This window comes from Vulcanococcus sp. DEBay_Sum29NL08_54, assembly GCF_017859255.1.
Classification (GTDB): Bacteria; Cyanobacteriota; Cyanobacteriia; order PCC-6307; family Cyanobiaceae; genus Vulcanococcus.
In genome coordinates, this window is the sequence record NZ_JAFMNJ010000033.1 from 1 (window position 1) to 16,938 (window position 16,938).

The following is a 16,938-nucleotide window of genomic DNA, read 5'->3' on the forward strand; positions in this document are numbered from 1 at the left end:
TCCGACCGAATCCATTGCTCGAAGCCGGTGCCCTTGGGTGCCGGCTTTGTTGTTGTCAAAACTTCCCCAGCTCCCGCTGAGCGCGGGGTCTCTGGGGGGCTGGGGCGTTGACGGCTGGCCGTGGTGCGGGACTCGTCGCCGCTTGAGGAGCTGTGGCTGGGGCGGGAGTCGTGCACTGGTTGTCCTTGAAGGCCAGCACCAAGACGGCCGTCGAGAGCAGGGAGACCGCGACCGCATTGGCGACGTGCAATTTCATGGGCCGATGCAGCCAAATCAGGGCGTCGTACTCAGCATGGAGAGGAATCTCGCGCTGCGCTGCGTGTCTGCCGCTGATCTCAAAGCGTTCCTGTCCAAGGTGGGGAACAACCAGGCCATTCGCGACCGCATCCACGCCGCGACGGGTGTGGATGACATCCTCACGATCGCCCAGAGCCATGGCTTCAGCCTGAGCAAACCGGCGGTGCTCAGGGCCCATGGCGAGGCGCTATCCCAAGCCGATGACGCTCAGCTTCAACGGGTGAACACCTGGGGTGATGCCCTGATTCACTGTTTTGGGGTGGCCGACTCGGACTGAGCGCCCGAGAAGCTGCTCCAGACCTCCAGTTCCTCCAGGGACATCACCCCTTCACGCCGCTCGCCCTGGTAGTCCCAGGTCGGATAGGCGCGGACCTTGGCGGCCATGCAGCGCTTGCGGCCCTCCTCTTCTTTGTCGCACTCCACGTAGGGCAGGAGCTCGATGGCCTCCGCGCCGAAGAGTTCTTTTTGGGTGTTGCAGTGGGGGCACCACCAGGCTCCATAGACCACAAACCCCTGGGCCTTGAGGTGTTTGGCCAACTGTTGTTGCCGAGCCGTGGAGGGGCGAGCGGCCGCGGGCTGCTCTTCGGCGGCATGCGCCGCGGGTAGAAGTGCCGGTGTGCTGATCAGCAGCCCCAGGCTCAGGGCCAGGCGTCCCAGGACTTGGACGCTGCGGGGGCCAGCCATGGCGCTTGAACAACAGGTGGCCGCACCCTAAGGGCGATGGCGGAGCTGGTCACGCGTTCGGCCTTCCGCCTGTTTTCCCCCTCGCTCAATCCACCCCGCTGCTGGGACACTGAGGGGGCCGTTGATCGGTCCTTCCCAGCTGCTGCGATGAGCGCCAACGGTTACCGCGACTATTTCAAGGTTCTGGGCGTTGAGCGTGGCGCTGATGCGGACGCGATCAAGAAGGCCTTTCGCAAGTTGGCGCGCCAGTACCACCCGGATGTGAATCCCGGGGATAAGGGCGCTGAGGCGAAATTCAAGGAAGTCAGTGAGGCCTATGAGGTGCTCTCTGACCCCGATAAGCGTCGCCGCTACGAGCAATTCGGGCAGTACTGGAGTCAAGCCGGCGCTGGCCCTGGCCCTGGCGGTGTCGATGTCGATTTCGGCCGCTACGGCAATTTCGATGACTTCGTCAATGACCTGCTCGGCCGCTTTGGCGGGCCCGGCGGTGGGGCTGGCGGATTCCAGGGTGGTGGTTTTGGTGGCGCCCCCGGCGGCTTTGGCGGGTTTGGCTCAGGCTTCCCCGGCGGCTTTGGCAGCGGTGGCTTTGCCGGTGCCCCGGGCCGTCAGGCGGCGCCGGTGAACCTCGATGCCGAGGCCAGCATCAACCTGACCTTCTCGGAGGCCTTCCGCGGCTGCGAGCGCACCCTGGCGGTTAATGACGAGCGCGTTCAGGTGCGCATTCCCGCCGGTGTGAAGCCCGGCAGTCGCCTGCGCCTCAAAGGCAAGGGGAACCTTCAGCCTGGAACTGGCCGCCGCGGCGACCTTTATCTCACCCTTCAGGTTCAGGACCATCCGGTCTGGACCCTCGACGGAGACCAGCTCAAGGCGGATCTTCCCCTGAGCCTCGATGAGCTGGCCCTGGGCGGTGAGGTGCGCGTGGCCACGCCCGATGGAGAAGCGACGGTGACGGTGCCCCCGGCGATGGCCGTCGGCCGGAGCCTGCGGCTCAAGGGCAAGGGCTGGCCGGTCAAGGGAGGTCGCGGTGACCTGCTGCTGAGCCTCAGCCTGAAGCAACCGGCGCGCTACAGCGACCAGGAGCGGCAGTTGCTGGAGCAGCTGCGGGCAGCGCGCAGCAGTGACCCCCGAGCCGATTGGATCAGCGCCGCTCGTTTGTAACCCAGGGGCGTCTATGGCAGGGTGCGCCCAGCACTTGCATCGCCGTGAAGCGTCTCCTGCTGGGCTGTCTGCTCTGGGCCTCTGCGCCGGCGGCGATGGCCTACGAGGCCTGGTTGGTGCGCTCCACCTTTGAGCCCCACAAGGTCGGCCCCAAGGACGTGGCCGTGACCAAGGTCCCGATGCCGACCCTGAAGGCCTGCATTGCAACGGGACACCGTTGGGTGGCGGCAGCACCCAGTGATGGCAAGACCTCTCGCGGATTCGATTGCATCCCCTACCGCTAGCGCCCCCTGGTGTAGATGTGGGGCTCAACCAGAGCGGGATTGATGGCGAAGCGCCGGAAACTCAACAAAGAGATGGAGGCCGCGATGGTCGTCGCTCAGAGGAAGGTTGAGTTGATGACCGCCAAGATCCGAGATATCCGCGACGAAGATATTCAGAACGAATTCGCCCAGGCCTTCGCCCAGGTGCACGCCTCGCTCTCCCACCTGATCGAGGCCTACCGGGTCAAGGGCTTCTGCGAGGAAACCGAAGGCACCCTCGCGCTCTACAACGGCCTGATGGCGCGTTTTGAAGAGGAGTACGAGCTCTAAACGCCCCCTGTTGGATTCGAACCAACGACCGGCTGCTTAGAAGGCAGCTGCTCTATCCAGCTGAGCTAAGGGAGCTTGGATCTGACGCATTGTGCCAGCTGAGCCAAGGCTTCTATGGTGGTGTGCTGGAGAACGATGTCCACATGCCCGCTCCACGGCTGACTGAAGGCCAAAAAGAGGAGCTGGTTGCTCGCTACCGCCAGGGCGAAACCGCCCAGGCCCTGGCGGCGAGCTACGGCTGCAGCCCCAACACCGTCAGCCGGGTGCTGAAGGCTGGGATCGATGCCGAGGAGCTCGCTGAGCTCAAGAAGCAATCCCGCAGCCGCTCGTCTGCCAAGCCCGCAGCCGTTGTTGAAGCTCCAGCTCCTGAGCCCGAGCTCACGACCAGCGAGCCGGAAGAGTCCTCAGACGACGAGGAGGATCCGGGCGTCTTAGCGATCGATGACGCCGATGACTTCGGCGATGACGGCGATGAGGAGAACTTCGAGGACGGCGATGACGCTCTGGAGGTTGCACCCCTCGGCGGCGTTCCAGCGGCGGAGCTGATCGATCCGATCCCCCTGCTTCCCGGATTGCTGCCCAGCAGCGTCTACATGCTGGTGGACAAGGTGGTGGAGCTGCAGGCCAAGCCCCTCAACGAATTCCCCGAGCTCGGTTCCCTGCCGGAAGCCGAGCAGGCGCGTCAGGCCCTGATGCTGTTCACCAATCCCCGCCAGGCCAAGCGCCAGTGCGGCCGCAGCCAGCGGGTGATCAAGGTGCCCGACAGCGATGTGCTGCAGCGGCGCTCCTCCTATCTGGTGGCCCAGGGCATCACCCGCCTGGTGGTGGAAGGCGGTCTGCTCTACTCCCTGCCGGAAGCCTGATCACTGCCCGGCAGCAGCAGGGCCGTTGCTGCGCCGCCGCTGATCACCCCGATCACCAGGGAGACCCCCAGGAGAAAGCCCGTGGGGAGTTCCGCCGTGCGGCCAAATCCCAGGTTCAGGCGGGTGCGTTGATCGAGGTTCTGGGCGCCCAGACAAAGGATCAACAACAGCAGCACCCCACCGCCGAGGCTGGCCAGAAGCAGGCGCAGGCGCAGCAGCATCAGGGGGTGTCGTCGTCTTGATGCAGCAAAGCGTAGAGCTCGCGTTTGGCGATGCCCGTGCTGCGGGCCAGTTGGCGAGCGGCATCGTTGCGGCTGAGCCCGCCGCTCACTAGGGCCTGCAGCTGCTCACGCAGCGTCTCATCGCTGGGTCGCTCGCTGGCTTTGGTCTCGGCGCCGCCCAGGACCAGGGTGAATTCCCCCTGGGGCGGGTGCTGGCGGAAGTGCGCCAGGGCCGCGCTCAGGTTGGGGCCGACCTGCTGCTCATGGCGCTTGGTCAGCTCCCGGGTGACGGCGATCGGCCGGTCCCCGAGGAGCTCGAGCAGGTCCTCCAGCAGCGCCAGCAGGCGGTGGGGTGCTTCGTAGAAGACCAGGGTCCGCTCCTCTTGGGCCAGGGCCTGCAGGCGGGCGCGGCGCGCGGTGGCCTTGGGGGGAAGGAAGCCCTCAAAGCAGAACCGCCCGCAGGGCAGACCACTGCTCACCAGGGCAGTCGTGGCGGCGCAGGGCCCGGGCACACAGATCACCGTTCGCCCCTGGCCGCGGGCGGCGCTCACCAGCTCCTCGCCGGGATCGGAGATGCCCGGGAGCCCGGCATCGCTGATCACGGCGATCGCTTCCCCGTTCTCCAGGGCCTCGAGCAGCTCCGGGATTCGGGTGGCCTGGTTGTGCTCGTGGAAGCTCACCAGACGGTTCTTGATGCCCAGGTTGTGCAGCAGCAGGCCGCTGCGGCGGGTGTCTTCGCAGGCAATGCGATCGGCCCCGGCCAGCACGGTCTTGGCCCGGGGCGAGAGATCGCCGGTGTTCCCGATCGGGGTGCCCACCAGATAGAGCACGCCTGCAGCGGGTTCAGCGCCCTGCATCACAATGCTCCTTTGCCCTTCCATGATGCCCGCCGCCGCCTGCTTCCCCCCTGGCATCGAGGAGAAGCAGCTCTTGGCGGATCTGCGCCGGCTCTGCTGGGGTGCCGCCGACATCCTGCTGGCCTATGGCCGCGGTGAGCAGCCCCCCTATGGCTTCCCCAAGGCCCTGAGCGTCGATGAAGGGGGCGAGGGCCCGGTCAGCGCCGCCGATCTGGCGGTCAACCAGTGGCTGCTCGATGGCCTGGCCCAGGCCTATCCGGATGCGGGTTGGACCCTGCTGAGCGAGGAGACCGCCAAGGAGCAACTGACCGCCGGGGAACCCCTGGATGCCGAGTGGCTCTGGATCCTGGATCCCCTCGATGGCACCAAGGATTTCCTGCAGGGCACCGGCGAGTACGCCGTGCACCTGGCGCTGGTCCACCGCGGTGAGGCCGTCTTGGGGGTGGTGCTTCAGCCGCTGCTGGAGGACCTCTGGTTCGGCCTGGTGCCCGAGGGCCGCGCCTGGCGGGAGAACCGCGCCGGTGAGCAGCAGCCCGCCCAGCTCAGTTCCCGCCAGGCCCTCTCCGAGATGGTGCTGGTGGCCAGCCGCAACCACCGGGACCAACGGCTCGAGCAGCTGCTGGAGGCCCTGGCCCTGGGCGACACCAAGGCCATCGGCAGCGTCGGCGGCAAGGTGGCCACGATCCTGCGGGGTGAGACCGACGTCTACATCTCGCTCTCGGGCAAGAGCGCCCCGAAGGACTGGGATATGGCGGCTCCCGAGGCCGTGCTCAAGGCGGCCGGTGGCGCCTTCAGCCACGCTGACGGTGCACCGCTTCGCTACAACACCGGCGATGTGCGCCAGGCCGGCTGCCTGATCGCCAGCCATGGCGTCAGCCACCAGGAGCTCTGCGAGAAGGCCGCTGCGGCGATGGCCCGCATTGATCCGGGCTTCGCGGTTTAGGCCATAAAAAAAGCCCCCTTGCGGGGGCTTCGTTCGATCAGGCCTGGGCGGGCTCGTCCTGCTGGGGAACCCCGCGCAGGGTGAGGTTGATCCGGCCGCGGTTGTCGATCTCGCGGACGCGGACGGTGACGTGGTCACCCACCTTCACCACGTCTTCCACCTTCTCCACGCGGGCTTCGCTGAGTTGGGAGATGTGGATCATGCCTTCCTTGCCAGGAAGGATCTCGACGAAGGCGCCGATCGGGATGACCCGGGTGACGGCACCGCTGAAGACCTCGCCTTCCGAGACGCGACGGGTGAGGCCCTCGATGATGCGCTGCGCTTCCTCAGCGGCTGCACCGTCGTGGCTGGCGATCGTGACGATGCCGCCGTCCTCGATGTCGATCTTGGTGTTGGTGCGCTCGGTGATGCCCTTGATCGTGCGGCCGCCGGGGCCGATCACGGTGCCGATCAGCTCGGGGTCGATCCGGAAGCTGAGCAGGCGAGGGGCGTGGGGGCTCAGGACATCGCGGGGCTTGTCGATCGCCGCAAGCATCTTCTCGAGGATGTGCAGACGGGCCGGACGGGCCTGGTTGATCGCCTCAGCCACGGTCTTCACTTCGAGACCGGTGATCTTCATGTCCATCTGCAGGGCGGTGATGCCCTTCTCGGTGCCGGCCACCTTGAAGTCCATGTCGCCGAGGAAGTCCTCGATGCCTTGGATATCGGTGAGGATCCGGACCTCAGAGCCCTCCTTGATCAGGCCCATGGCGGCGCCACTCACGGGGGCCTTCAGGGGCACGCCGGCATCCATCAGGGCCAGGGTGCTGCCGCAGACCGAACCCATGGAGGTGGAGCCGTTGGAGCTCAGGCATTCCGACACCACGCGAAGCACGTAGGGGAAGCTCTCCTTGCTGGGGAGGACGGGGATCAGGGCCCGCTCCGCCAGGGCGCCGTGGCCGATCTCGCGGCGGCCGGGGCTGCGCATCGGGCGGGTCTCGCCGACGGAGTAGGGGGGGAAGTTGTAGTGGTGGAGGTAGGTCTTCTCGTTGGACGGGTTCAGGTCGTCCATCTCCTGGGCGTCGCTCGGGGTGCCGAGGGTGGCGCAGGAGAGCACCTGGGTCATGCCGCGCTGGAACAGACCGGAGCCGTGCACGCGCTTGGGCAGCACACCGGCGGCGGCGCTGATCGGACGCACCTCATCGAGGTTGCGGCCGTCGACGCGCTTGCCGTCATTGACGATCTGGGCGCGCATCAGCTTCTTGGTGAGCGCCTTGTAGTTGTTGCCCAGGGCCTTGCCGTTGCTGCTGACGGCCACCTTCACGGCGTCGTCGTCCTTGAGGCCGCTGATCTTCTCGGCCGCCTGGGCCTTGATCGCATCGAGCTGTTCGTCGCGCTCGGCCTTGGTCAGGCTGAACTGCTTGAGGACATCGCCGATGCCCTTGCTGCATTCCTTCTCCAGGAAGGTGGGCAGGGTGGCGTCGACGGTCTGGGCCTCGGGGATGACCTGCTCGATGCCGAGCTCCTTGAGCAGGGTCTGCTGGACCTTGATCAGTTCGCAGACGGCCTCGTAGCCGAAGTCGATCGCCTCGATCACGTCCTGCTCGGGCAGCTGGTTGGCGCCCGCCTCGACCATGATCACGCCCTGGGGGGTGCCGGCGACCACCAGATCCAGCTCAGAGCGCTCGATCTCGCGGTAGCTGGGGTTCAGGATGAAGTCATCGCCCAGCAGGCCGACCCGCACAGCCGCCATCGGGCCGTTGAAGGGGATCTTGGCCAGCAGGGTGGCCAGGGAGGCGCCGGTCACCGCCAGGACATCGGGCGGAACCCGCTCATCCAGGGACATGCAGGTGGCGACGACCTGCAGGTCATCCCGCAGCCAGCTGGGGAACAGCGGGCGCATCGGGCGGTCAATGAGACGCGCGATCAGGGTGGCGCGCTCGGGGGGACGGCTCTCGCGGCGCATGAAGCTGCCGGGGATACGACCAGCGGCGTAGAGACGCTCCTCGTAATCGCAAATCAGCGGCAGAAAATCGATGCCCTCACGGCCGCCGGAGCGGGTGGCAGTGACGAGAACAGAGGTATCTCCGCATTCGACCATGACGGAACCCCCGGCCTGCGGGGCGAACCGACCTGTGGTCAGTCGGATCTCCCGACCATCGAAGGAGACCGACTGAGTGTGACCTTGCACGTGGGCTTATGTCTTGTTTGTTGTCAAGAGCAATTCTTGCATCTGAGCCCAAAGGCTTGCGAAAAACAGGCGCAATCTCTTTCGGAATGCCACAACGCAGGCAAGCAACAAAAAAGGCGCCTTTCGGCGCCCTGACGGTCGATCAAGCGATCGAGAGACTCACCAGGAGGACTTGACCACGCCGGGCAGTTCGCCTTTGTGGGCGCGCTCACGCAGCTGGTTGCGGCACAGGCCGAAGTCGCGGTACACACCACGGGGCTTGCCGGTGGCCCAGCAGCGGTTGCGCAGACGCACGCGAGCGCTGTTGCGGGGCAGGTTCTGGATCTTGCGGTGGATCTCCAGGCGCTCCATCGGATCGCCAGCGGCTTCGAAGGCGGCCATCAGAGCTGCGCGCTTGGCGGCGTAGCGATCAACAAGCTTTTGGCGCTTGACGTCGCGCGCAATCATCGACTTCTTCGCCATGCGGCCTGGATCTCGTAAGCAGTGACCAGAAAGCCTACCTCTTAGCGTCCCAGCAGCTGTTGGACCGCCGCCAGCTGGCTGGTGTCCTTGACGATCAGCACCACGCTGAGGCCCACCAGCAGGACAAAGCCCGACTGCATGAAGGCCATCTGGAACTTCTCGGGCAGGGGCTTGCGGCGCAGACCCTCCAGCAGCAGCAGGACGAACTGCCCGCCATCGAGCATCGGCAGCGGCAGGGCATTGAGCACCGCCAGGTTGATCGAGATCAAGGCGGTGTAGAGGAAGAGGCTGCTGCCGCCCTGTTTGGCCAGGGAGGCGCCCATCTCGACGATCTTCACCGGACCGGAGACCTGCCCTGCGGTCTCACCGAAGTGGGTCACGAGGGTGATGAAGCCATCCACCGTCCGCTTGGTGAGCAGGGCGACATCGTGGTTGGCCTGCTGGATGACCTCGATCGGGCTGCGGGGGCGGCGGAAGGCCTCGGTGCCGCTGGGTTGCAGTTGGGCGCCGATGCGGCCGATGCCGCTCAAATCAGCGGGGGTCAGCTGCAGTTCCAGGGCTTGGCCCTGGCGCTCGGCCTGCAGGCGCAGGGTTTGATCGGGGGCGCCCTTGACCAGCTCGACCAGTTGGCTGACGGCGCTCTGGCCGCCGCCCAGGTCGCGGCCGTCCACCGCCAGGATCCGATCGCCGGCCTTCAGGCCCGAGGCGGCAGCGGCCTGGCCCTGCTGCACGCCCGAGACCAGCACGCCGGGCGTAGCGCTGAAGCCAGCGGGGATGCCCACGAAGGCCCCCTGGGCCATCAGCACCGCCCAGGCCAAGAGCAGGTTGGCGATCACGCCAGCGGCGATCACCAGGGCCCGCTGGGGCAGGGGGCGGTTGGTCAGCAGATCGGGGTCATCCGAGGGGATGCTGCTGTCTTCGTCGTCATCGGGGAAGGAGACAAAGCCCCCCAGGGGAATGGCCCGCAGGGCGAACTGCACCCCCCGCCGCTGCTTCTGCAGCAGCACCGGGCCAAAGCCGACGGAGAAGCCGCTGACGCGGATCCCCTGCCAGGTGGCGGCAAAGAAGTGCCCCGCCTCATGCACCACGATCAGGCCGGCCAGGATCGCCAGAGCCGTCAGGACGCCCATCTCTGCAGATCCAAAGTCCGTCCATTGTGGGGGGAAGGCACGGCCATAGCGTTGGTTGTTAGTGCGCCCCGCCCGACTCCGGCTCCATGAGTGAACGCTGTGATGCCCTCCTGGTGGGCGCCGGAATCATGGGCGCCACCCTGGCGAACCTGCTTCGGCAGCTCGATCCCAGCCTGAAGGTGGTGGTGCTGGAGCGGCTCCCGCAGCTGGGGCGCGAGAGCAGCGGGCCGATGAACAACGCCGGCACCGGCCACGCCGCCAACTGCGAGCTCAACTACACCCCAGAGGCCGCCGACGGCTCGGTCCCCACCGGCAAGGCTCTAGCGATCAACGCCTCCTTTGAACGCAGCCTGGAGTTCTGGAGTTCCCTGGTGGAGGGCCAGCAGCTCAGCGATCCCGCGGGGTTCATTCGCGCCGTGCCCCACCTGAGCTTTGTCTGGGGGCAGGCCAATGTCGATTACCTGCGCCGCCGCTTTGAGGCCCTGCAGGGCTCGCCCCAGTTCGCCGACATGGCCTGGAGCAGCGACCCCGAGCAATTAAGGGAATGGATGCCCTTGGTGATGGCCGGCCGCCGCCTGGATCAACCCCTGGCCGCCACCCGGGTGACCCGCGGCACGGATGTGAACTTCGGCTCCCTGACCCGGGCGCTGCTGAAGGGTGTGGACCTGCGCCTGGGGCAGCAGGTGCTGGGGCTCGAGCGGGGCGGGGCCGGTTGGCGCGTGCAGACCAGCGCAGGCGAGCTGGAGGCACCGTTTGTCTTTTTGGGGGCCGGGGGCGGCAGCCTGCCGCTGCTGCAGCGCTCCGGGATTCCCGAGGCGCGGGTCTACGGCGCTTTCCCGGTCAGCGGCCAGTGGCTGGTCTGCCGCAACCCGGCGGTGATTGAGGGCCACAACGCCAAGGTCTATGGCAAGGCCGCCGTGGGGGCTCCGCCGATGTCCGTCCCCCACCTGGACACCCGCTGGATCGAGGGCAAGCGGGCGCTGCTCTTTGGTCCCTACGCCGGGTTCAGTACTCGCTTTTTGAGGCAGGGATCCCTCTGGGATCTGGGCCGCTCGATCAAGCCCTACAACCTGCTGCCGACCCTGCAGGTGGGGGCCAAGAACTTTGATTTGGTGCGCTACCTGGTGGGTCAGGTGATCCAGCGCCCGAAGCAGCGGATCGACAGCCTGCGGGACTTCCTGCCGCAGGTCAACGCCAATGACTGGGAGCTGGCGGTGGCCGGCCAGCGGGTGCAGATCATCAAGCAGGTGAATGGCCGCGGCAGCCTGCAGATGGGCACCGAGGTGGTGAGCAGTGCCGATGGCTCCCTGGCGGCCCTGTTGGGCGCTTCCCCCGGGGCCTCGACGGCGGTGGACACGATGCTGGAGGTGCTGCAGCGCTGCATGGGCGAGCGCTTCGCCAGTGAGGCCTGGCAGCAGAAGCTCAAGGCCCTGATCCCCTCCTGGGGTGAGGAGCTGGGGGCCAGCGCCGAGCGCCTGGCCCAGATCCGTCAACGCAGCAATGGGCTGCTGGGCCTGAGCGCCTAGGCCGCGGGAATGGTGTCCGAGCCGAAGTAGGGCACCAGGGCGGCGGGGAGCTTGATCGAACCGTCGATCTGCTGACCGTTCTCCAGCAGGGCAGCCATGGTGCGGCCGACGGCCAGGCCACTGCCGTTGAGGGTGTGCAGCAGTTGGGTGGTCTTGCCCTCTTTGCAACGGATGGCGGAGCGGCGGGCCTGGAAGTCGCCGCAGACCGAGCAGCTGGAGATCTCGCGGTAGGCACCGGCCCCCGGTAGCCAGACCTCGAGGTCGTAGGTGCGGGTGGCGGAGAAGCCCATGTCGCCGGTGCAGAGCTCGATCTTGCGGTAGGGCAGCTCCAGGGCTTCGAGCACCGCCTCGGCATCCGCGGTGATCTGTTGGTGGGCGTCCGCGGAGTGCTCCGGGTGGCAGAACCAGTAGAGCTCCACCTTGTTGAACTGGTGCAGGCGGATCAGGCCGCGGGTGTCCCGGCCATAGCTGCCGGCCTCGCGGCGGAAGCAGGGGGTGTAGGCGACGTACTTCAGCGGCAGCTGATCGGCGGGAATGACCTCGCCGCGGTGCAGGGAGGTGACGGGCACCTCGGCGGTGGGGGTCAGCCAGAGGTCGTCCTCGGCGCAGCGGAAGCTCTCCTCGGCGAACTTCGGCAGCTGGCCTGAGCCGGTGAGGCTGGCGCTGTTGACCAGGATCGGCGGCAGGACCTCGCGGTAGCCCTTGCCGCCGTGCAGGTCCAGCATGAAGTTGATCAGGGAGCGCTCGAGCCGGGCACCCAGACCCATCAGGGTCACAAAGCGGCTCTGGGCGATGCGCACGGAGCGCTCGGTCTCAAACAGCCCCAGGCGCTCGGCGATCTGCCAGTGCTCCTCGAGCCAGTCCTCCTTGGCCCGGGGGCTGCCCCAGGTCTTGATCTCGACGTTGTCGTTCTCGTCCTTGCCGTCGGGGGCCTCGGCCGAGGGCAGGTTGGGCAGGGTCAGCAGCTCCTCGCGCAGCTTGGCCTCGAGGGTCTTCTCTTCCTCCTCGAGGACCGCGACCTGTTGCTTGATCCGGTTGCCCTCATCGCGCAGGGCCTGCACCTCGGGGCTGCCCGGGGCGGCGCCGCCCTTGATCTTCAGGCCCACCTCCTTGCCGATGCGGTTGCCTTCGGCCTGGAGGTTGCTGCGTTTTTCTTCGAGATCGCGCTCCTGGCGCGCCATCAGCTGCAGGCCCGTGAGATCGAGCTTCATGCCGCGGCGTCCCAGCTGCTCGGTGATGAGCTCAGGGTTGTCGCGCAGCAGGCGCTGATCCAGCACGGGCCCAGGGTTCAGAGGTGGGCTTGAGCCTAGGGGCCGGGCCTCAGAGGACCTGAACGACTTCGCTGACTTCGGGAATGGCCTCGCGCAGCTTGCGCTCGATGCCCATCTTCAGGGTCATGGTGCTGCTGGGGCAGGAGCCGCAGGCGCCCTGCAGACGCACCTTGACGATCGGACCGTCGATTTCCACCACTTCCACGTTGCCGCCGTCGGCCATCAGATAAGGACGCAGCTCATCGAGGGTGCGCTCCACGTTCTCAATCGTGAGGGCGCGGGGATCGGCGTTTTCGGTGGCTGCTGCGGCTGGGGTTTCGGTGCTCATCGCGCTGAGACGGAGTTGCGCCGAGCTTAGGAACGCGGGACCGCTGCCTAGGATCAGGGCCGTCCGAGCCGGGACTTCCACCAGCGCATGACCGACGTCCCCGCTTCACGGATCCGCAATTTCTGCATCATTGCCCACATCGACCACGGCAAGTCGACCCTGGCCGATCGACTGCTGCAGGACACCGGCACGGTGGCTGTCCGGGACATGCAGGAGCAGTTCCTGGACAACATGGAACTGGAGCGCGAGCGCGGGATCACGATCAAGCTCCAGGCCGCGCGCATGGAGTACAAGGCGGCCGACGGCGAGACCTACATCCTCAACCTGATCGACACCCCCGGTCACGTTGACTTCTCCTATGAGGTGAGCCGCTCCCTGCAGGCCTGCGAGGGGGCGCTGCTGGTGGTGGACGCCAGCCAGGGCGTCGAGGCGCAGACCCTGGCCAACGTCTATCTGGCCCTGGAGAACGACCTGGAGATCATCCCGGTCCTCAACAAGATCGACCTGCCCGGTGCCGACCCCGATCGGATCAGCGAAGAGATCGAGGCAATCATCGGCCTGGACTGCACCGGGGCGATCCCCTGCTCAGCCAAGAGTGGCCTGGGGGTTCCCGAGATCCTGCAGGCCGTGGTGGACCGCGTTCCGCCGCCGCCGGATCGGGTGAAGGAGCCCCTGCGGGCGCTGATCTTCGACTCCTATTACGACCCCTACCGCGGGGTGATCGTCTACTTCCGGGTGATCTCCGGCTCGATCAGCACCAAGGACAAGGTGCTGCTGATGGCCAGCAAGAAGACCTACGAACTCGATGAGGTGGGGGTGATGGCCCCCGACCAGCGCAAGGTCGACAGCCTGCAGGCCGGTGAGGTGGGTTACCTGGCGGCTTCGATCAAGGCCGTGGCCGATGCCCGCGTGGGCGACACGATCACCTTGGTGAACAACCCCGCCGAGGCGCCGCTGCCGGGTTACACCGAGGCCAAGCCGATGGTGTTCTGCGGCCTGTTCCCGACCGACGCCGACCAGTACCCGGATCTGCGCGAGGCCCTGGACAAGCTGCAGCTGAGTGATGCGGCCCTGAAGTACGAGCCCGAGACCAGCAGCGCGATGGGCTTTGGCTTCCGCTGCGGCTTCCTGGGTCTCCTGCACATGGAGATCGTCCAGGAGCGTCTGGAGCGCGAGTACAACCTCGATCTGATCGTCACCGCCCCATCGGTGATCTATCAGGTGAACATGCTCGACGGGCAGACCTTGATGGTCGACAACCCCGCGACGCTGCCGGATCCCCAGAAGCGCGAATCGATCGAAGAGCCCTACGTGAAGCTCGAGATCTACACGCCGAACACCTACAACGGCACCTTGATGGAGCTCTGCCAGGAGCGCCGCGGTGAGTTCATCGACATGAAGTTCATCACCACCGAGCGGGTGACCCTGCACTACGAGATGCCCCTGGCGGAGGTGGTGACGGACTTCTTCGATCAGATGAAGTCGCGCACCAAGGGCTACGCCTCGATGGAGTACTCCCTCATCGGCTACCGCAAGAACGATCTGGTGCGCCTGGATGTCCTGATCAATGCCGAGCGGGCCGACCCCCTGACGACGATCGTGCACCGGGACAAGGCCTACAACGTGGGTAAGGGCCTGGTGGAGAAGCTCAAGGAGTTGATCCCCCGCCAGCAGTTCAAGATCCCGATCCAGGCCTCGATCGGTAGCCGCGTGATTGCGTCGGAGAGCATCAGTGCGATGCGCAAGGACGTGCTCGCCAAGTGCTACGGCGGCGACATCTCCCGTAAGAAGAAACTGCTGCAGAAGCAGGCCAAGGGCAAAAAGCGGATGAAGGCGATGGGCAAGGTCGAGGTGCCCCAGGAGGCCTTCATGGCCGTGCTGAAGCTCAACCAGTGATGCGGCGCGTGTTGGCACTGGCGGCCCTGCTGGCTGCACCGGCGGCTCTGGCTCCAGCGATGGCGGCTCCTCAGGAGCCGTATCCCGCCCTACAGCTCACGACGGGAGCCGATGTCTGGAGCATTCCCTACGCGGCGCTCGAGCAGTTCATCAACGAGGGCAGCTTCAGCGACCAACGGCTGATGCAGCTGGTGATCCACTCCGGCTGGCCGGAGAAGGATCTGCGGATGGCCCTGGCCAAGCCCTACAGCGTGGACTACCTGGCCCTTTCGCGCTTCCTCAATTCCAAGGCCGGCGAGGCCTTTTTGATCCAGCAGACCCAGGCCTACAAACCCCTGAAGGCCAGCGGCACGGTCGGGATCGAAGGCCTGCGCTACGCGATCCTCGAGAACGCCAAGTCCGGCACGATCTCGGCGATGGGGATCCTGAAGCAACTGCCGGTGCCGATGGCCTTCAACCTCAGCGGCCCGCCGATCGTGCGCTGCTCGTCGCTGCCCTGCGAGAAGCCGGAGCAGTGCCGCTCGGTGCTGAGCTGGTGGATCTTCCTGCCGGCCTGCCTCCAGGCCGCGGCGATGAACGGCTGAATCGGGGAATCCTCAGACCGTTGGTTTGAGGTGATCCCGTGAGGACAAGCCAAGACCAGGGCTTTGCCCTGCCCCTGGCGTTGATTGGCGCCCTGGCTGTTTTGCTCTCGGCGAGTTCAGCGTTGGCGATGGCGCTTGGGTCACGCCAGCAGTTGCAGTTGGAGCTTCAGCAGATTCAGGCCGTCGATGAGCTGGCCTCGGCTGCTCAGCAGTGGGCTCAGCGATTGCAGGGCCCCTGGAGCTGTCTGCGTGAGTATCCGGCTAGCAGCTGGAGCTCAGCTGGCTGTGGCGCATCGCCTCCCCCCACCTCGGCTGTGCTGAAGGATTGGCAACCGTCGGCTGCGGGCGGCGGTGAGTTTTGGCTGCAGCGTCAGGACGGAGGTCTGCAGCGCCGCTTCCTTTGGAGCCCCTCGGGATTGAAGGAGCGCAAGTAGATGCCGCTGCTTGAAGTGATGCTCTCCTGCGTGATTTGGAGTGGGGCCTTGGCGGCGGGTCTGCAGCTCTGGGGCCGCGGCGCAAGCCAGCAGCAGAGCAACGCCCAGCGGGCCACGTTGATCCAGGAGATTGAGCGTGATCGTTTGCGCTTGATCAAGCACTGGCGCTCCTTGCCGCCTCGCTCCTGCAGCGATGGAGACCAGCGCTTCCTTGAGACGGTCGCCAAGGATCAGCCCACGGCTCCTGGTCTTCGTCGTGTGCTGGAACTGAGCACCTCTGAACCGGGGCTCTGGGTGCGTTGGAGCAGCGCTGATGGGTCGACGGTGTTGCGCGAACGCCTGGTGACCGCAGCAGGGCTGGGACTCTGCACGCAGGAGGAGCTGGCCTGATGACGCTGACGGAGTTGCTGCTGGGGCTGTCTCTGCTGGGCCTGATGGGCAGCGTTGGTCTGACTCAGGGATCCCAGGCTCTGGCGGATCAACGCTTGGAGCACGCCACGCGGTTGCTGGATCAAGGGCTCCAGCGGGCACGGCGAGAGGCCCAGCGCCGCGGGGAACCCTGCGGTCTGCACTTGAGCGCGGCTGGCTGGCAAACACCCCAGACGGGGACCTTGCCGCCCTGCATGACGGTGCCGCTGGAGCTGCCCCAGGGCGTGAGGATTGCCCACAACTTTCCTGAGCTGTTGCGCTTCACGGCCAACGGTCTGGTGCTCGATGGGGGAACGGCGGTCCTCAGCGCAGGTGCCCACACAGGCCAGCGCTGTTTGGTGATGAGCCTGCCGTTGGGTATCACCCGCTTGGGTCAGATGCGATCGGGTCGCTGTGAAGCCAGTTAGGGGGCAAGCGGGCTTCTCGTTGCTGGAGCTCTTGTTGGCCTTGAGCTTGGGCTTGATCTTCAGTGCAGCAGCTCTGCAGGCACTGATGGCTGATGGTCAGCGCACCCAGCGCTTTGGCCAGCAGCTGCGCCAGCGCAGTGAACAGCGGCGCCTGTTGTCCTTGATCGAAAGCGATGCCTTGGAGGCCAGCGCGGTCTCAGCGGAGCCCGACCCCCAGCGCAGCCTCTGCTCTTTGGCCGGGCGGGAGCCGGTGCTCCAGTTGACGACAACCGCCGGCGTGATCACCTACAGCGTGGGAGACCCGCCCAGCGGGATCTGGCAGGGGCAGGTGGTGATGCGCTGCGGCCCGGCCTACGGCATCGATGGACGCTTGGCTGCGGGTACTGCCCAGAACCGGGTGGTGCTCGATCAGCTGCCGGCGGGAGATGCCGAGGTGTTCAGGGCTCGCCTGGACGGTGCCTTGGGGGCGGTGGCCCTCCGGGTGATGGGTCAGGAGACGCTGCTTGAGCTCCCGTGACCTTCAGCCGACGGGTAAGGCGGAAATAAGAGGTGGATTCTTGATCAATGCTTGGTCGAATTATTCAAGCTGATTGTTTTGGGTCTTGTGCGTTATTGGGGTAAGGCTTCTGTTTTTCGCCTCTAGACGCTTTAGTGAAATAAGCACCAGTAAGGACATGGCCTTGCT

Annotated in this window: 22 protein-coding genes and 1 tRNA gene; 13 read left to right on the forward strand and 10 right to left on the reverse strand. The window is 66.2% G+C overall.

From position 1 onward, the window contains the following. Nucleotides 1–55 precede the first annotated feature (55 nt). Nucleotides 56–256, reverse strand: a complete 201-nt coding sequence (locus QZ186_RS09635; RefSeq protein ID WP_247479461.1) for a hypothetical protein — start codon at nt 254–256, stop codon at nt 56–58. A gap of 63 nt (nt 257–319) precedes the next feature. Here QZ186_RS09635 and QZ186_RS09640 point away from each other — a divergent pair, with 63 nt between their 5' ends. Further along, nucleotides 320–574 (forward strand): Nif11-like leader peptide family RiPP precursor, encoded by a 255-nt coding sequence (locus QZ186_RS09640; RefSeq protein ID WP_296416597.1) that lies wholly within the window; start codon nt 320–322, stop codon nt 572–574. Here QZ186_RS09640 and QZ186_RS09645 read toward each other — a convergent pair. Then, nucleotides 544–981 (reverse strand): hypothetical protein, encoded by a 438-nt coding sequence (locus QZ186_RS09645; protein ID WP_296416598.1) that lies wholly within the window; start codon nt 979–981, stop codon nt 544–546. The genes QZ186_RS09640 and QZ186_RS09645 overlap by 31 nt on opposite strands. 147 nt (nt 982–1,128) lie before the next feature. Here QZ186_RS09645 and QZ186_RS09650 point away from each other — a divergent pair, with 147 nt between their 5' ends. The 3 genes from QZ186_RS09650 to QZ186_RS09660 are packed head-to-tail and all read left to right on the forward strand — an operon-like array spanning nt 1,129 to nt 2,732. Then, nucleotides 1,129–2,139, forward strand: coding sequence for a DnaJ C-terminal domain-containing protein (locus QZ186_RS09650; RefSeq protein WP_029625987.1), 1,011 nt, complete (start codon nt 1,129–1,131; stop codon nt 2,137–2,139). Between the two features lie 44 nt (nt 2,140–2,183). Further along, the gene (locus QZ186_RS09655) at nt 2,184–2,423 is read left to right on the forward strand and encodes a hypothetical protein (RefSeq protein ID WP_296416599.1); all 240 of its coding nucleotides are present in this window, start codon (nt 2,184–2,186) and stop codon (nt 2,421–2,423) included. 39 nt (nt 2,424–2,462) lie between these two features. After that, nucleotides 2,463–2,732, forward strand: coding sequence for a hypothetical protein (locus QZ186_RS09660; RefSeq protein WP_156797694.1), 270 nt, complete (start codon nt 2,463–2,465; stop codon nt 2,730–2,732). Between the two features lies 1 nt (nt 2,733). Here the strand turns inward: QZ186_RS09660 and QZ186_RS09665 are convergent. Next, nucleotides 2,734–2,807 (reverse strand) — tRNA-Arg (locus QZ186_RS09665). A 68-nt stretch (nt 2,808–2,875) separates the two neighbouring features. Here QZ186_RS09665 and QZ186_RS09670 point away from each other — a divergent pair. After that, entirely contained in the window at nt 2,876–3,595 is a 720-nt protein-coding gene (locus QZ186_RS09670) for a hypothetical protein (RefSeq protein ID WP_296416611.1), read from the forward strand. On the opposite strand, the gene QZ186_RS09675 is transcribed toward QZ186_RS09670, so the two are convergent. Further along, nucleotides 3,574–3,816 carry a hypothetical protein gene (locus QZ186_RS09675; protein WP_010312917.1) on the reverse strand — a complete coding sequence of 81 codons (243 nt, stop codon included), beginning with the start codon at nt 3,814–3,816 and terminating at the stop codon, nt 3,574–3,576. The two genes, QZ186_RS09670 and QZ186_RS09675, sit on opposite strands and share 22 nt — an antisense overlap. Then, on the reverse strand, nt 3,816–4,673 hold the full coding sequence (gene rsmI, locus QZ186_RS09680) for a 16S rRNA (cytidine(1402)-2'-O)-methyltransferase (RefSeq protein WP_296416600.1): 858 nt from the start codon (nt 4,671–4,673) through the stop codon (nt 3,816–3,818). The genes QZ186_RS09675 and rsmI overlap by 1 nt, the downstream gene beginning before the upstream one ends. A gap of 22 nt (nt 4,674–4,695) precedes the next feature. Here rsmI and QZ186_RS09685 point away from each other — a divergent pair, with 22 nt between their 5' ends. Further along, complete coding sequence (locus QZ186_RS09685; RefSeq protein WP_296416612.1) at nt 4,696–5,616, forward strand: 3'(2'),5'-bisphosphate nucleotidase CysQ; 921 nt, start codon at nt 4,696–4,698, stop codon at nt 5,614–5,616. 37 nt (nt 5,617–5,653) lie between these two features. Here QZ186_RS09685 and QZ186_RS09690 read toward each other — a convergent pair whose 3' ends face one another. From QZ186_RS09690 to rseP, 3 genes are all read right to left on the reverse strand, one after another. Continuing rightward, on the reverse strand, nt 5,654–7,786 hold the full coding sequence (locus tag QZ186_RS09690) for a polyribonucleotide nucleotidyltransferase (protein ID WP_296416601.1): 2,133 nt from the start codon (nt 7,784–7,786) through the stop codon (nt 5,654–5,656). A 159-nt stretch (nt 7,787–7,945) separates the two neighbouring features. Beyond that, nucleotides 7,946–8,248, reverse strand: coding sequence for a 30S ribosomal protein S14 (gene rpsN, locus QZ186_RS09695; protein ID WP_010312910.1), 303 nt, complete (start codon nt 8,246–8,248; stop codon nt 7,946–7,948). A gap of 41 nt (nt 8,249–8,289) precedes the next feature. Further along, nucleotides 8,290–9,378, reverse strand: a complete 1,089-nt coding sequence (gene rseP / locus QZ186_RS09700; RefSeq protein WP_247479450.1) for an RIP metalloprotease RseP — start codon at nt 9,376–9,378, stop codon at nt 8,290–8,292. Between the two features lie 86 nt (nt 9,379–9,464). Here rseP and mqo point away from each other — a divergent pair, with 86 nt between their 5' ends. After that, on the forward strand, nt 9,465–10,904 hold the full coding sequence (mqo, locus tag QZ186_RS09705) for a malate dehydrogenase (quinone) (RefSeq protein WP_296416602.1): 1,440 nt from the start codon (nt 9,465–9,467) through the stop codon (nt 10,902–10,904). On the opposite strand, the gene serS is transcribed toward mqo, so the two are convergent. Next, on the reverse strand, nt 10,901–12,181 hold the full coding sequence (gene serS, locus QZ186_RS09710) for a serine--tRNA ligase (protein WP_296416603.1): 1,281 nt from the start codon (nt 12,179–12,181) through the stop codon (nt 10,901–10,903). The two genes, mqo and serS, sit on opposite strands and share 4 nt — an antisense overlap. 43 nt (nt 12,182–12,224) lie before the next feature. Then, nucleotides 12,225–12,503 (reverse strand): NifU family protein, encoded by a 279-nt coding sequence (locus tag QZ186_RS09715; RefSeq protein WP_010312903.1) that lies wholly within the window; start codon nt 12,501–12,503, stop codon nt 12,225–12,227. A gap of 87 nt (nt 12,504–12,590) precedes the next feature. Here QZ186_RS09715 and lepA point away from each other — a divergent pair, with 87 nt between their 5' ends. Genes lepA through QZ186_RS09745 form a run of 6 tightly spaced genes read left to right on the forward strand, consistent with a single transcriptional unit; the run spans nt 12,591 to nt 16,770 of the window. Continuing rightward, nucleotides 12,591–14,399: a translation elongation factor 4 gene (lepA, locus tag QZ186_RS09720; protein WP_296416604.1), complete on the forward strand. Its 1,809-nt coding sequence runs from the start codon at nt 12,591–12,593 to the stop codon at nt 14,397–14,399. Further along, nucleotides 14,399–14,983: an alpha/beta hydrolase gene (locus QZ186_RS09725; protein WP_296416605.1), complete on the forward strand. Its 585-nt coding sequence runs from the start codon at nt 14,399–14,401 to the stop codon at nt 14,981–14,983. The genes lepA and QZ186_RS09725 overlap by 1 nt, the downstream gene beginning before the upstream one ends. Before the next feature lie 38 nt (nt 14,984–15,021). Next, entirely contained in the window at nt 15,022–15,417 is a 396-nt protein-coding gene (locus tag QZ186_RS09730) for a hypothetical protein (protein ID WP_296416606.1), read from the forward strand. Continuing rightward, nucleotides 15,418–15,807 (forward strand): hypothetical protein, encoded by a 390-nt coding sequence (locus QZ186_RS09735; RefSeq protein WP_296416607.1) that lies wholly within the window; start codon nt 15,418–15,420, stop codon nt 15,805–15,807. Continuing rightward, nucleotides 15,807–16,253: a GspH/FimT family pseudopilin gene (locus QZ186_RS09740; RefSeq protein ID WP_296416608.1), complete on the forward strand. Its 447-nt coding sequence runs from the start codon at nt 15,807–15,809 to the stop codon at nt 16,251–16,253. The genes QZ186_RS09735 and QZ186_RS09740 overlap by 1 nt, the downstream gene beginning before the upstream one ends. After that, nucleotides 16,240–16,770, forward strand: a complete 531-nt coding sequence (locus QZ186_RS09745) for a prepilin-type N-terminal cleavage/methylation domain-containing protein (RefSeq protein ID WP_296416610.1) — start codon at nt 16,240–16,242, stop codon at nt 16,768–16,770. Before QZ186_RS09740 ends, QZ186_RS09745 begins: the two co-directional genes overlap by 14 nt. Nucleotides 16,771–16,938 lie beyond the last annotated feature (168 nt).

Excerpts from the sequence above, each read along its gene's own strand:
- QZ186_RS09635 (WP_247479461.1), bottom strand. The coding sequence starts at position 256 with ATGAAATTGCACGTCGCCAATGCGGTCGCGGTCTCCCTGCTCTCGACG.
- QZ186_RS09645 (WP_296416598.1), bottom strand. The coding sequence starts at position 981 with ATGGCTGGCCCCCGCAGCGTCCAAGTCCTGGGACGCCTGGCCCTGAGC.
- QZ186_RS09650 (WP_029625987.1), top strand. The coding sequence starts at position 1,129 with ATGAGCGCCAACGGTTACCGCGACTATTTCAAGGTTCTGGGCGTTGAG.
- QZ186_RS09670 (WP_296416611.1), top strand. The coding sequence starts at position 2,876 with ATGCCCGCTCCACGGCTGACTGAAGGCCAAAAAGAGGAGCTGGTTGCT.
- QZ186_RS09675 (WP_010312917.1), bottom strand. The coding sequence starts at position 3,816 with ATGCTGCTGCGCCTGCGCCTGCTTCTGGCCAGCCTCGGCGGTGGGGTG.
- rsmI (WP_296416600.1), bottom strand. The coding sequence starts at position 4,673 with ATGCAGGGCGCTGAACCCGCTGCAGGCGTGCTCTATCTGGTGGGCACC.
- QZ186_RS09685 (WP_296416612.1), top strand. The coding sequence starts at position 4,696 with ATGATGCCCGCCGCCGCCTGCTTCCCCCCTGGCATCGAGGAGAAGCAG.
- rpsN (WP_010312910.1), bottom strand. The coding sequence starts at position 8,248 with ATGGCGAAGAAGTCGATGATTGCGCGCGACGTCAAGCGCCAAAAGCTT.
- rseP (WP_247479450.1), bottom strand. The coding sequence starts at position 9,378 with ATGGGCGTCCTGACGGCTCTGGCGATCCTGGCCGGCCTGATCGTGGTG.
- mqo (WP_296416602.1), top strand. The coding sequence starts at position 9,465 with ATGAGTGAACGCTGTGATGCCCTCCTGGTGGGCGCCGGAATCATGGGC.
- QZ186_RS09715 (WP_010312903.1), bottom strand. The coding sequence starts at position 12,503 with ATGAGCACCGAAACCCCAGCCGCAGCAGCCACCGAAAACGCCGATCCC.
- lepA (WP_296416604.1), top strand. The coding sequence starts at position 12,591 with ATGACCGACGTCCCCGCTTCACGGATCCGCAATTTCTGCATCATTGCC.
- QZ186_RS09725 (WP_296416605.1), top strand. The coding sequence starts at position 14,399 with ATGCGGCGCGTGTTGGCACTGGCGGCCCTGCTGGCTGCACCGGCGGCT.
- QZ186_RS09735 (WP_296416607.1), top strand. The coding sequence starts at position 15,418 with ATGCCGCTGCTTGAAGTGATGCTCTCCTGCGTGATTTGGAGTGGGGCC.
- QZ186_RS09740 (WP_296416608.1), top strand. The coding sequence starts at position 15,807 with ATGACGCTGACGGAGTTGCTGCTGGGGCTGTCTCTGCTGGGCCTGATG.